This is a genomic window from Streptococcus parasanguinis (genome assembly GCF_032163505.1).
In the GTDB taxonomy this organism is placed as follows: Bacteria; Bacillota; Bacilli; order Lactobacillales; family Streptococcaceae; genus Streptococcus; species Streptococcus parasanguinis_V.
The window spans coordinates 2030885-2042978 of record NZ_CP134147.1; the positions used below are offsets into that span (position 1 = coordinate 2030885).

The window sequence follows — 12094 nt, forward strand, 5'->3', positions numbered from 1 at the left end:
TTGTTTACCCCTCTAATAAAAATGCCCTTACTTCCGCAATAAAATACAAGGATCCTGTCACAAATAAGACTTCATCTGAAGGACTCTGATCCATAAATTCTTTGATATAGGCCTTGTAGTCAGCTACATAGGGCAGGTCTTGTCGGTCGCCTTGTGCCACCACTTCCCCGTAATGGAAGGTCGTCAAAATCAATTCAGCTTCCGGCAATCCCGCTTGAAGCGTTTGGAGCATCCCGCTATAATCTTTTCGCTTGAGGGCTCCAAATAAAATCTTCACGCGCTTTCCTGCTAAGCTGTTGGCAAACTCGATCAAGCGCAACATAGCATGAGGATTATGGGCGCCATCCAGATACACCTGGTCGCCAAACAACTCTAGACGTCCCGGCCACCGCGTCTCTTGTAAGGCCAGCTTGACCTGATCCATATCCACTTCTTGATCTTGGCCTTCCATATAGAGGAAAAAGGCTTCTAGAGCTACTGCAGCATTTTCCCGTTGGTAATCACCCTTCAAACCCAGAGACGGCAAGACAAGTTCCACACGTTCATTCCAAAAACGGTCCTGCTCTAACCCAAAATCTTTCTGGAAGGCGTGGAGAGCCACAGCCAATTGCTCCGCTTTTTCTTGACAAACAGCTATAGCATCATCCGACAAGGGACCCACAACAGCTGTCTTGCCCTTCTTAAAGATTCCTGCCTTTTGCTGGGCGATTTCCGCAATCGTCCCTCCCAGTGTTTCCTGGTGATCCAGGCCAACCGAAGTGATCACTGCGATCTCTCCCGTCACTACATTGGTCGTATCTAGAAGCCCTCCGATACCAACTTCCAGCAAGACCACATCCACAGCTTGTTCCTTAAAATACAAGAGAGCCATGAGGCAGATAATCTCAAAATAAGAGAGTTGGTCCTGGGTTTGAAGCAAGGTCTGCTCCATTTGTTGGACTTCTTGGCCAATCCGAGTAAAAGCTTCATCTGAAATCGGCTGATCCCCAATACAAATCCGATCATGGATACTGATCATATGAGGAGAAGTAAAGGTCCCAACCTTCTTTCCGTGAGCCATCAATAATTGACGCAGAAAGGCGATTGTGGATCCCTTCCCATTGGTTCCTGTCACATGAAGAATCGGATAAGCCTTATCTGGCCTCCCTAAAAGGCTCACTGCCTGCTCCATACGATCCAGGCCCGATCGAAAATTCAGACCGATCCGACTATTCATCCATTGCTCAATCTTATTCACATCTTCCTCCTAAAAGAAAAAAGCGACAAAACCTCTTCTGACGTTTGCGCTCCTTTCTTTTGTAGTTATTTCTTTCTCATTTTTACAGCAAGTCCATCGGACTTACTGCTTTTTCTTATTTCTTAAAGCAGGGCTAAAAACATCCACCGGATGTTTCAACTCTTTCTAGTTTCTAGGAGTTGAGGTGATACAGTCTCCCAGACTGTATCACTCCTCCATAAAGCTGTTGAAGACTTCTTCGATCATATCCCATTCTGCATCTGAGTCTTCTGGGATTGGTTGAAGGTCGCCTTCTGTTCCGTCTTCGTTTTCTGTAAATGAATAAGCTTGGATTTCAACTTCGCCGTTTTCATCTTCTTCTGCATTTGCAGGGATCAAAAGGACATAGTTTTTCCCAAATTCTTCTTTGCCATCAATGGTCAAAAGAATTTCAAACAAGGTTTCAGTTCCTTGTTCGTCCACCAATGTGATTAATTCACGTTCTTCATGGTCGTGGTTATGATCATGTGCCATACTATTCTTCCTCGTTTTCTTTCTAAAAATTGCGATCTAAATAATTTTGTAAAATAAGCTGCGCCGCTAACTTATCAATAACTTTTTTGCGTTTGCTACGGCTAATATCTGCTTGCTCAATCAACATCCGCTCTGCAGCAACTGTCGTCAACCGTTCATCTTGGTAGTCGACTGGCAACCCAAACTTTTCAGCAATCATTGCGCCATAAGCCTGACTAGCTTCCACACGCGGTCCGCTGGTGTTGTTCATGTTTTTCGGCAAGCCCACAACAAAACGGTCCACCTTATATTGAGCCACTAATTCGGCTAAGCGCTCCAAACCGAATTCTTTTTTGTCTTCATCGATTTGGATGATTTCAAGACCCTGAGCTGTAAAACCGAGAGGATCACTCACAGCAACCCCGACGGTCTTTGAGCCAACATCCAATCCCATAATTCTCATTAGAGGTCTATTCCTTGCCCTTTCAAATAATAACGTACCAATTCTTCAACGATTTCATCTCGTTCATATTTACGAATTTGGTTCCGTGCATTATTATAACGAGGTACATAGGCAGGATCACCACTGAGTACGTATCCTACGATTTGATTAATTGGATTGTAGCCTTTTTCATCCAGTGACAAGTAAACATCTTTCAAGGTCTCGCTAATTTCCTTACGATTTGAATCATCAAGATTAAAACGTACTGTTTCATCTGTAAATCCCACAAGAACACCCTCTTTCCTTAGAATATTACTATTATACCATAATTAAGAGTTTTCCACAACGGCCAAGCCCTTGATTTTACGGCTTTTTCAAGCATTTTTGAGCTATTTTAGCTAAACTGTTTTTTTATTTTTGCTCACTTGCTCCAGCATTGATAAGATTGTCCGCAAATTGACTCGGTGTCAACTTCAACAACTCTGGTAAGTGATTGTTTTTGAAGTAAGTCATGCCTTCGGCCTTCTTCACATCCATCGCTTCAAAGTCATAGGTGATCGTTACCTTGTATTCATTCTCGTTTTCCAAGGTTAAATCAGCTGTGAAACCTGGCACTGTCAAAGCTTCCTTAAAGGCATCGTCCTTGTTAAAGGATTCTCTCAATTGCTTTTGTGCTTCCTCGACTCCAACCTGTTGGATCCCTTTTTTCAACTCCTCATCGGTTGCCGTCACATTGATGGTCTCCAATTTTTTAAAGGTATTCCCCACATAGGTGACGATTTGCGTCTGTTGTGTCCCCTTGTCATCTTTTGGAAAAACAAAGGTTCTAGTGATGACTTTATTTTCTTCAGCTTTTTGTAGGATACTCTTATTATCCTTTTGCAGCTGCTCTGCTTTTGCTTGGATTGCCTTTTGTTCACTTGAAGTTGGCGTTTTCGCTTGTTTTTTTTGACCGCATCCAGTCAAACACAAGGCAAGTGCACCCAATAAGAAGATTTTCCTTTTCATTTTCCATTCCTTACTAGTTATTGTTTTCTAAAATATTGTATCATAGATTTCGTAAAATGGCGCAGTAAACTGCTTTTCATTCCGATTTTTAACAAGAAAAAATCAGAAACACATTGTTTCTGATTTTCAATCGCTTTAAAGAGCTGCACGCATCCGCGCTTCTGCATTTTCTACATTTCGAACTGATCGTGGCAAGAAGGCACGAATATCGTCTTCTTTGTAGCCCACTTGGAGACGTTTGTCATCTACCAAGATCGGACTTTTAAGAATACGAGGTGTTTCCATGATGATGTCAATGACTTCATTGACACTCAAGTCTTCGATGTCCACTCCTAGATTTTTAGCGTATCGATTTTTTGAAGAGACAATACTTGCCACTCCATTTTCAGTCTTTGTAAGGATATCCAATAATTCTTCTTTGGTGATCCCTTCCTTACCGAGGTTTTGTTCTTTATAAGTTAGCTGGTGAGCGTTGAGCCAAGTCTTTGCTTTTTTACAGCTGGTGCAACTTGACACTGTATAAATTTTAATCATGCATGCACTCCTTTCGCTACACGATAATACTATCGTATTAAATTATAACACAAAAACCATCAGTCTAGCGACCTATTTTGAAAAAAATTAATCTTCAATTTCAATCGCGTCATCTAAATCTAGAGTTACTTCTTCTACGACAGGAGCTGCTTCTTCAGTTTTATCAAGGGTTTTCACTGCTTCGTCTTCTTCGATCAAACCAAAATGAACCCGAACCTTGTGGTCGATTTCGTCAAAAATTTCTGGGTGGTCAGCCAAGAATTTCTTAGCATTTTCAGATCCTTGACCAATCTTCTCGCCATTATATGAGTACCACGCACCAGCTTTTTGGATGATATCCAAATCTGTTGCAATCTTCACCAATTCACCCGTACGTGAAATTCCTTCCCCGTACATGATTTCAACCATGGCTTCTTTGAACGGTGGAGCTACCTTGTTCTTCACAACCTTGATCTTGGTTTCCTTACCAACGTTGGTATCTTTTTGGTCCCCAGTACCCTTGATTTGAGTGTTTCCACGAACATCGAGACGGACAGAAGCGTAGAATTTCAGGGCACGACCACCAGGTGTGGTTTCAGGGTTCCCAAACATGACCCCAACTTTTTCACGCAATTGGTTGATAAAGATGGCAATGGTCTTGGTCTTATTGATCGAAGCTCCAAGCTTACGCATAGCTTGGCTCATCATCCGAGCTTGCAAACCAACGTGGCTATCTCCGATATCTCCATCGATTTCCGCACGTGGGACCAAGGCCGCAACAGAGTCGACAACCACCAAATCAACCGCACCAGAGTCGATCAATTTACCAGCAATTTCAAGTCCTTGTTCCCCTGAGTCTGGTTGAGACAAGAGAAGTTCGTCGATATTGACCCCAAGAGCTGCTGCATAAGATGGATCCAAAGCGTGCTCGGCATCGATAAAGGCAGCAATGCCTCCTTCTTTCTGTGCTTGCGCTACTGCATGGAGGGCAACGGTTGTTTTACCAGATGATTCTGGACCATAGATTTCGATGATCCGACCTTTTGGATAACCACCAGCACCCAAGGCAATATCAAGCGCCAAGGAACCAGAGCTCATGACTTGAACTTTTTGCTCTGCACGTTCGCCCAGACGCATGATCGATCCCTTACCAAAATCCTTTTCGATCAACTTCAGGGCATCATTGAGCGCTTTTTCACGCTCATCTCCAAATTTCTTAGAGATATCATCTAATTTTTTCTGTTTTTTCGCCATTCTTTTCTCCTATGTTTTTGCCATACAGGAAATGCATGCAACTCATCGACATTTTCCGTCCTTTGAAAGGCTCATTTCCTATCCATTTTTAGAATTATTCTTCATTTGGCACAAGCTTCATTATACCAAATTTTCACCATTTAATACAGCCAAGCGTACCAAATTAAAGGCATGAAGAACTGCAATTTCGCGGACATCCGCCCGGCTACGTCCAGCGATATTAACTTGAACACTATCCACTCCGTTTGGAGTTGCAAGTCCGATAAAGACAGTCCCTGCTGGATGTCCTTCCAGGCTATCTGGTCCCGCAACTCCGGTCAGGCTAACACCATAATCGGATCCTGTTAACTTACGGGCCTGTGAAGCCATAGCTTGAGCGGTAAAATGAGACACCACTCCATGTTGCTCTAACTCTTGAGCTGGAATAGACAACATCTTGCTTTTTTCTTCCAGACTATAGGTGACAAAACCACCCGCGAAGATGCTGGACGCCCCTGAAAAATCTGCCAAAGTCGCTTGAAAAAGGCCGGCCGTCAGGCTTTCTGCAGCTGTAATGGTCTTACCAGTCCGTTTCAAGAGATCAAAGGCAACCTTAGCCATCGAATTGTCATCCCCATAACCGTAAAACAACTCTTGCAAGGGTTGATGATCCAGGGTGTGGCGTGATAAGATTTCCTTTTCTAAGACATCGAGCTTAGCATCTGCTGAAGCTTGATCCTTCGCCTTTGTAGACAGACGCAAGGTCACTTCTCCCGTCTTGGCATAAGGAGCCACCGTCGGATCACTCTGCTCCTCAATGATATCGGCTAGGATCGTAACCAACTGGCTTTCCCCAATCCCAAAGAAGCGCAAGACTCTTGAAAAGAGCTGTTCCCCTGTTGTCAAATGAGGCACCAATTGTTCGTTGACCATGGGCTTCAACTCACTTGGTGGACCCGGTAGAACGACATAGGTCACACCGTCGACTTCAATCAAACCTCCAACCGCGAGACCTGTACGGTTTTGAAGGGGGATTGAACCAGCAATCATTTGTGCTTGTCGCTCATTATTGGGCGTCCGGACATAATCAGGGCGACTCGCAAAGAAGGTATCGAGTTTGGCAAGCGCTGTCGGATCAAAAACCAGTTCCTTCCCTAAAAACTTAGCAAGGGTTTGCTTGGTCAAATCATCCTCTGTTGGACCAAGTCCACCGCATAAAACCACCAAATCACTGCGTTTTGAAGCTGTCTCAATGGTCGAGAAGAGACGACCTTCATTGTCTCCTACCGCCACATGATAATAGACATCAATCCCTAAACTAGCTAATTTTTCAGACAAGAATTGAGCATTAGTGTTGACAATTTGTCCTGTTAAAATTTCTGTTCCAACTGCAATAATTTCCGCCTTCATGGTGCCTCCCACTTATACTATTCGTAATTTTCATTTCATTTTAACACAATTTCCTAAATTATTTAAAAAACAGATTGAAGATAAAGTCCATTTTGGACAACTTTCTTCAATCTTTTTCTTTTAGAGTATAAAGTAAAAAATTCTTAGAAACACTATTACATCAACATTCCTAAGAGTTTTAACTATGTGGTAATCAACTTCTAAAGGGCTATTTTCTATTGTTGATAGAGCTTATCTATATTCTGAAGCAACCATACCGAGCGGTTGCTTTTTTACTTCTTTCTTGATCTAAAAGCCTTCTTCTGGCTCTAATTCTTGTTGTTTCCCCTCATTTTTTGTGATACAATAGCATCAATTTTTTCTAGGAGGATGAGATATGGTTTCTACTATTGGTATTATAAGTTTATCTAGTGGGATTATCGGAGAGGACTTTGTCAAGCACGAAGTGGACTTGGGGGTCCAACGACTCAAAGACCTGGGACTCAATCCTATCTTTTTACCTCATTCACTAAAAGGCTTAGACTTTATCAAAGAACATCCTGAAGCTCGTGCGGAGGATTTGATTCAGGCCTTTTCTGATGATAGCATCGACATGATCTTATGTGCCATCGGTGGAAACGATACCTATCGTTTATTGCCCCATCTTTTTGAAAATGACCAACTACAAAAGGTTATCAAACAAAAGATTTTTCTTGGCTTCTCGGATACGACCATGAACCATCTCATGTTGCATAAACTAGGAATCAAGACCTTTTACGGGCAATCCTTTTTAGCAGACATTTGTGAGTTAGACAAAGAAATGTTGCCATATAGCCGCCACTACTTTAAAGAATTAATTGAGACTGGTAGAATCTCAGAAATCCGCCCTAGTAACGTTTGGTATGAGGAACGGACTGATTATAGTCCCAAGGCTCTGGGAACACCTCGTGTCAGCCATGCAAATACAGGTTTTGACTTGTTACAAGGCAATGCTCAATTTGAGGGAGAAATCCTCGGTGGTTGTCTTGAGTCTCTCTATGATATTTTTGACAACTCTCTACACGCAGACAGCACAGACCTCTGCCAAAAATACAAACTTTTCCCTGACTTATCCAACTGGGAAGGAAAGATTCTATTGCTAGAAACAAGTCAAGAAAAGCCTGAACCTGATGATTTCAAAAAAATGTTGCGGACTTTAAAGGACACGGGTATATTCGAGGTCATCAGTGGACTATTGGTCGGAAAACCTATGGATGAAACTTTTTATGACGACTATAAAGAGGCACTATTGGATATCATTGATAGCAATATCCCGATTGTCTATAATCTGAATGTCGGACACGCAACTCCAAGAGCAATTGTCCCATTCGGAGTCCATGCCCATGTAGATGCAACGGAGCAAGTCATTCGCTTTGACTATAACAAATAAAGCTGAGAAAAATTTCTCAGCTTTTTTCTATATTCTCAGATACTCTAGTTACCTATACTAACTAACCACCGTTTTTCCATTCACAATCATTCTCGTGGTCATCAACCAACCCTGCTGCCTGTAAGAAGGATAAAACTGCGACTGGTCCGGTGAACTTAAAACCACGTTTTTTGAGATCCTTGGATAGCTTCTCAGAAAGAGCTGTCTTCGCTGGAGCCTGTCGGTAATCTGGAACATCATTGACGATGGTTTTCCCACCGACAAAAGACCAAAGATAAGCATCAAACGATCCAAATTCCTCCTGGACTTGTAGAAAGGCTTGAGCATTGGCCCGTGTCGCAAAAATCTTTGCACGATTGCGGATGATGGCTGGATTGTCTAATAAAGCTTCCAGTTCCTCATCTGTCATCTCTGCGACGCGTTGAAGATGGTAACCATGAAAAGATTCTCGGAAAGCCTGCCGTTTATTGAGCACCGTTTCCCAAGATAGACCGGCCTGATAAGTCTCCATACAGAGCAACTCAAAAAGGGCTTGGTCATCATGGAGGGGCCGTCCCCATTCCTCATCATGGTAGGCTATATAGAGAGGGTTACTTATTTTGACCCAGCCACAGCGTTTTGGCATCTTCTTCTCCTATTTCACCAACATCTTAAGGGCAGACTTGATGTAGTTTTCAGCAGTATCAGAAGTTCCTTCAAAGAATTTCTTGATTTTCTTAAGTTCCGTTGCCTTGTAGCCCAATGCCAACATGGCTTCCATAGCTTCTTCAAGGGCTTGGTTTTCTTCTGCAACTTTGGCTTTGGACTGAGCCGGTGCATCTTCTAGGTCAAGATTGATCTTACCTTCCAGATCCAAGACCATCTGTTGGGCTGTTTTCTTGCCGATCTTCGGAAACTTGGTCAAGTAGGTAATATTCTTGCTTTCGATGGCTTGGACAAGGCCTGCATTGTCATCTGCAGCGATAATAGCCAGAGCTGAGACAGGTCCAATCCCAGAGACTGAGATCAAGTTTAAAAAGAGCTGTTTCTCTTCTTCGGTCGCAAAACCATAGAGAAGATGAGCATCTTCCCGAACCACCTGGTGCAGATAGACTTGCACCTCTTGATTCATTTTTCCAGAGTAGGCATAAGGATTGGCCACATGCAAGAGATAGCCGATCCCAGCTGTTTCTACCACAATGTATTTAGCAGTGATTTTTGTTAAGATTCCTTTAATGTATTCGTACATAATCTTCCTTTATTGTTTGTTTAATACTTGCCCAATTCCCGTAAACTGGTGTGATTTTCCTGAATGCGTCGGAACATCTTTTCCATATCGGACTTGGTAAAGTTGACCAAGACAGGACGCCCATGAGGGCAGTTATAAGGGTTGTCACATTGGGACAGTTGATAGATGAGGTCGCGTGCAGAGTAATCATCCAGTGTGTGATTGGCCTTGATGGAGCGTTTGCAGGACATCATGATGGCCAACTCAGCTCGGTATTTCTTGATGGACACTTCCTTGGTCAAGAGGAGCATGTCACACATCTCATAGATGCCCGACTCAATCTCTTCTTCCTTCATCCAGATCGGATGCTCCCGCAAGATCAACTGGTTGGCTCCGTACTCTTCAAGATAAACTCCCACTTCCTCTAGGAGGTGTTTGCGCTGTTGCAGGCGGATCAGATCGTCTGCAGGGAACTCAAAGATATAAGGAACCAGCAGTTGTTGCTGACTGCCGTCTACGTCCCCAATGCTCTCCCGGTATTCTTCGTATTTGACCCGCTCTTGGGCCGCGTGCTGGTCAATGATGTAGAGACCTCCATTGCCTTGGGCAAAGAGATAGGTTCCATGCATTTGACCGAAATATTCCAACTCTGGGAAGGTCGAATGTTCTTCCCCATCCAACTTATCATAGGCCTTGTCTAGACTAGCCAGATCCAGCTCTGGGTGATCCAGTTCATCATAAACCACAGCCTTTCTTTCCGCAAACTTGATCGCGCTTGTCGGTTTTTCTACTGGGTTTTCTTGGATTCTAGCTTCAGTAGCAGTCTCATCTGCTAGAGGCCGTTGAGGATCTGCCACCTCTGGTCGAAGCTTGAAATCTTGACTCTCTCGGTCATAATAGAGGCGGTTTTCTTTTAAAGGCAGGGTCGTCTGTACTGGCTTTTCTGTTCGACGAATAGTCGACTTGGCTAGATTTTCTAGAGCATCCGGAATCAGGTCCTGCTCTTTCAAAGCGTTCGCAATAGCCTGGGAGATCAAGGCCATTAGTTCTCGTTCTTTGGAGATGCGAACCTCTTGCTTAGTGGGGTGAACATTGACATCCGCTAAGTAAGGATCGATCTTGATATTAATGATCGCGAGTGGAAAGCGGCCCACCATGAGTTTACTGCCGTAGCCGTCTAAAATAGCTCGATTGAGCAAGAAATTCTTGATGTAACGGCCGTTGATAAAGAGACTGATGTAATTGCGATTGGCACGAGTCAATTCAGGCAAGGACACAAAGCCCGTCACTTCAAAATCCAGGTCACGATTTTCAATGGGCACCATCTTCTTAGCAGACGCAAGTCCATAGACACCCGCAATCGCTTGCCGGAGATTGCCCGTCCCCGCTGTTTTGGTCATTTCTTTTCCATCATTGATCAAGGTAAAGGCAATCTCAGGATGGGCCAAGCTCAAGCGATTGAGAATATCCACGATATGGGATAGCTCTGCCTGCTGGCTCTTTAAATACTTGAGACGAGCAGGGGTATTAAAAAAGAGATCTTCCACTGTGATCTTGGTCCCGACAGGGCTTGTCGCTGGCTCCACTTCCTCAATTTCGCCACCCTTTGCGACCAATTTGGTCCCGTGGGCAGCTCCTTCTTGCGCCGTTAGAAGGGTTAGAATACTGACAGAAGCAATGGAAGGCATGGCCTCACCACGAAAACCAAGCGTTCGAATACGAAAGAGATCCGCTTGACTCTTGATCTTACTGGTCGCATGTCGACGGAGGGCCAAAGCGACCTCATCGTGCGCAATTCCTTCCCCATTGTCTGTAATCCGAATCGACTTCAATCCTGCTTCTTCGATTTCAACAACGATCTGGCTAGCCCCAGCATCGATCGAGTTTTCAACCAATTCCTTGACCACACTAGCAGGTCGTTCAATCACTTCACCTGCCGCAATCTGATTGGCTAGGACTTCTGGCAATTCAATAATCTGTGACATGTCTGCTCCTTTACCTATTTTTTCACCGATACATGTAGCTCTATTATACCACAGATCCACAAGACTCCCTTTCTTAAAAAATAGAGGCTGGCCCCATCTTCTTCCTTAGAAACCGCATAGGCAAAGAAAACGACCACATAGACAAATTTCCTTGTCTTCCCTTTGGAAAAAGTGTTTAATAGTAGTGTAAAGAAGGAGCCGGGCTAGCAGGCCAACCGACTTTACCCAAAGGAGGGAGAAACGATCTTATGAAAGTTGAAGTACACATTGATTCCCACTTCCAAGATGAAGCGGTGATGATCACAGCACCTGCACTGTCTGCGCGTGTAGAGAAAATCCGTGACTTTGTGGAAGAATTGGATCAAAAAGGGCGCTTACGTGCCAAAAAGGATGGGGAAGCTTATCTGATCGAAAGCCAGCTATTCCAACGTTTTTACATTGAAAATCGGCAAGTAATTGGTGAGACCATGACAGATCAATTTATTCTGACTGGGCCACTCTATCAGTTATCTGAAGACTTACCGACCTGCTTTCTCAAAATTTCCCAATCTGAAATTATCAACACAAAAGAAATCGATCACCTGCACTTTACTAGTGGAGGATCGGTGCAAATCTATCTTAAAAACGGGAGTCTGACCTACTCCTCCCGTCGTTACTTGAAAGCCATTAAGGAGAAATTATCATGCTAAAACAATCTTTTTCTGACGCCCTAAAAGGGATTTTCATCGGGCTCATCTTATCCATCTTCTTTTCCTATCTCTTCTCACCTGAGTTGTACCTTCCCTTAAGTCCCAACTCTGCAGTCGGTCGCTGGATGTTCTTGCATCATGTTCACGGCTCACTGGTCATGCTCTATTGTGCTCTCGTTTGGGGTGCGATTGGGGTCCTCTTTAGCTTCGGAAGTCTCCTCTTTCAAAAAGACTGGAGCCTCTTACGGGCTACTCTGAGCCATTACCTACTCATGTTACTTGGGTTTATTCCCCTAGCTACCTTGGCCGGCTGGTTTCCAGCACGACTCGGATTTTACTTCTCACTCGTTGTCGAATTCACCCTCGTTTACGTGATCATCTGGTTGGTCTCCCATCATTTTTATAAAAAACAAGTCCAAGAAATCAATCAAAGCATTACTAACCACTAAGCAAGAAGATCCTCGCCGTCA

14 protein-coding genes are annotated in these 12094 nt (G+C 43.7%); 3 read left to right on the forward strand and 11 right to left on the reverse strand.

From position 1 onward, the window contains the following. Positions 1 to 4: 4 nt before the first annotated feature. The 8 genes from RIN70_RS09870 to RIN70_RS09905 all read right to left on the reverse strand — a co-directional run bounded on the left by RIN70_RS09870 (position 5) and on the right by RIN70_RS09905 (position 6335). Positions 5 to 1237 carry a bifunctional folylpolyglutamate synthase/dihydrofolate synthase gene (locus RIN70_RS09870; protein ID WP_247923678.1) on the reverse strand — a complete coding sequence of 411 codons (1233 nt, stop codon included), beginning with the start codon at positions 1235 to 1237 and terminating at the stop codon, positions 5 to 7. A 207-nt stretch (positions 1238 to 1444) separates the two neighbouring features. After that, the gene (locus RIN70_RS09875; protein ID WP_313790578.1) at positions 1445 to 1750 is read right to left on the reverse strand and encodes a DUF1292 domain-containing protein; all 306 of its coding nucleotides are present in this window, start codon (positions 1748 to 1750) and stop codon (positions 1445 to 1447) included. Between the two features lie 22 nt (positions 1751 to 1772). Continuing rightward, complete coding sequence (gene ruvX, locus RIN70_RS09880) at positions 1773 to 2192, reverse strand: Holliday junction resolvase RuvX (protein ID WP_023919889.1); 420 nt, start codon at positions 2190 to 2192, stop codon at positions 1773 to 1775. Further along, positions 2192 to 2458, reverse strand: a complete 267-nt coding sequence (locus tag RIN70_RS09885) for an IreB family regulatory phosphoprotein (protein ID WP_003002070.1) — start codon at positions 2456 to 2458, stop codon at positions 2192 to 2194. The genes ruvX and RIN70_RS09885 overlap by 1 nt, the downstream gene beginning before the upstream one ends. Positions 2459 to 2582: 124 nt before the next feature. Next, positions 2583 to 3179, reverse strand: a complete 597-nt coding sequence (locus RIN70_RS09890) for an SP0191 family lipoprotein (RefSeq protein ID WP_023919891.1) — start codon at positions 3177 to 3179, stop codon at positions 2583 to 2585. Between the two features lie 135 nt (positions 3180 to 3314). Continuing rightward, entirely contained in the window at positions 3315 to 3713 is a 399-nt protein-coding gene (gene spx / locus RIN70_RS09895; RefSeq protein WP_003009108.1) for a transcriptional regulator Spx, read from the reverse strand. Positions 3714 to 3800: 87 nt separating this feature from the next. Continuing rightward, positions 3801 to 4946: a recombinase RecA gene (gene recA / locus RIN70_RS09900; RefSeq protein ID WP_003002082.1), complete on the reverse strand. Its 1146-nt coding sequence runs from the start codon at positions 4944 to 4946 to the stop codon at positions 3801 to 3803. Positions 4947 to 5066: 120 nt separating this feature from the next. After that, positions 5067 to 6335 (reverse strand): competence/damage-inducible protein A, encoded by a 1269-nt coding sequence (locus RIN70_RS09905; RefSeq protein ID WP_272145061.1) that lies wholly within the window; start codon positions 6333 to 6335, stop codon positions 5067 to 5069. A 376-nt stretch (positions 6336 to 6711) separates the two neighbouring features. On the opposite strand from RIN70_RS09905, the gene RIN70_RS09910 reads away from it, so the two are divergent. Further along, positions 6712 to 7743 carry a S66 family peptidase gene (locus RIN70_RS09910; RefSeq protein WP_272145058.1) on the forward strand — a complete coding sequence of 344 codons (1032 nt, stop codon included), beginning with the start codon at positions 6712 to 6714 and terminating at the stop codon, positions 7741 to 7743. Between the two features lie 61 nt (positions 7744 to 7804). On the opposite strand, the gene RIN70_RS09915 is transcribed toward RIN70_RS09910, so the two are convergent. From RIN70_RS09915 to mutL, 3 genes are read right to left on the reverse strand one after another with little or no spacing between them, the layout of a single operon-like run. Next, positions 7805 to 8368 (reverse strand): DNA-3-methyladenine glycosylase I, encoded by a 564-nt coding sequence (locus RIN70_RS09915; protein WP_272145056.1) that lies wholly within the window; start codon positions 8366 to 8368, stop codon positions 7805 to 7807. 9 nt (positions 8369 to 8377) lie between these two features. Beyond that, positions 8378 to 8971, reverse strand: a complete 594-nt coding sequence (ruvA, locus tag RIN70_RS09920) for a Holliday junction branch migration protein RuvA (RefSeq protein WP_013904320.1) — start codon at positions 8969 to 8971, stop codon at positions 8378 to 8380. A gap of 20 nt (positions 8972 to 8991) precedes the next feature. Next, on the reverse strand, positions 8992 to 10935 hold the full coding sequence (gene mutL / locus RIN70_RS09925; RefSeq protein WP_195623349.1) for a DNA mismatch repair endonuclease MutL: 1944 nt from the start codon (positions 10933 to 10935) through the stop codon (positions 8992 to 8994). Between the two features lie 248 nt (positions 10936 to 11183). On the opposite strand from mutL, the gene RIN70_RS09930 reads away from it, so the two are divergent. Together RIN70_RS09930 and RIN70_RS09935 are read left to right on the forward strand one after the other, a co-directional pair. Next, positions 11184 to 11624, forward strand: coding sequence for a LytTR family DNA-binding domain-containing protein (locus RIN70_RS09930; protein WP_195623348.1), 441 nt, complete (start codon positions 11184 to 11186; stop codon positions 11622 to 11624). After that, complete coding sequence (locus tag RIN70_RS09935) at positions 11618 to 12073, forward strand: DUF3021 domain-containing protein (protein WP_021154102.1); 456 nt, start codon at positions 11618 to 11620, stop codon at positions 12071 to 12073. Before RIN70_RS09930 ends, RIN70_RS09935 begins: the two co-directional genes overlap by 7 nt. Positions 12074 to 12094: the final 21 nt, after the last annotated feature.

Bases quoted from the DNA above. Each gene is read 5' to 3' on its own strand.
- RIN70_RS09875 (WP_313790578.1), bottom strand. From the start codon at position 1,750: ATGGCACATGATCATAACCACGACCATGAAGAACGTGAATTAATCACA.
- ruvX (WP_023919889.1), bottom strand. From the start codon at position 2,192: ATGAGAATTATGGGATTGGATGTTGGCTCAAAGACCGTCGGGGTTGCT.
- RIN70_RS09890 (WP_023919891.1), bottom strand. From the start codon at position 3,179: ATGAAAAGGAAAATCTTCTTATTGGGTGCACTTGCCTTGTGTTTGACT.
- spx (WP_003009108.1), bottom strand. From the start codon at position 3,713: ATGATTAAAATTTATACAGTGTCAAGTTGCACCAGCTGTAAAAAAGCA.
- recA (WP_003002082.1), bottom strand. From the start codon at position 4,946: ATGGCGAAAAAACAGAAAAAATTAGATGATATCTCTAAGAAATTTGGA.
- RIN70_RS09905 (WP_272145061.1), bottom strand. From the start codon at position 6,335: ATGAAGGCGGAAATTATTGCAGTTGGAACAGAAATTTTAACAGGACAA.
- RIN70_RS09910 (WP_272145058.1), top strand. From the start codon at position 6,712: ATGGTTTCTACTATTGGTATTATAAGTTTATCTAGTGGGATTATCGGA.
- RIN70_RS09915 (WP_272145056.1), bottom strand. From the start codon at position 8,368: ATGCCAAAACGCTGTGGCTGGGTCAAAATAAGTAACCCTCTCTATATA.
- ruvA (WP_013904320.1), bottom strand. From the start codon at position 8,971: ATGTACGAATACATTAAAGGAATCTTAACAAAAATCACTGCTAAATAC.
- mutL (WP_195623349.1), bottom strand. From the start codon at position 10,935: ATGTCACAGATTATTGAATTGCCAGAAGTCCTAGCCAATCAGATTGCG.
- RIN70_RS09930 (WP_195623348.1), top strand. From the start codon at position 11,184: ATGAAAGTTGAAGTACACATTGATTCCCACTTCCAAGATGAAGCGGTG.
- RIN70_RS09935 (WP_021154102.1), top strand. From the start codon at position 11,618: ATGCTAAAACAATCTTTTTCTGACGCCCTAAAAGGGATTTTCATCGGG.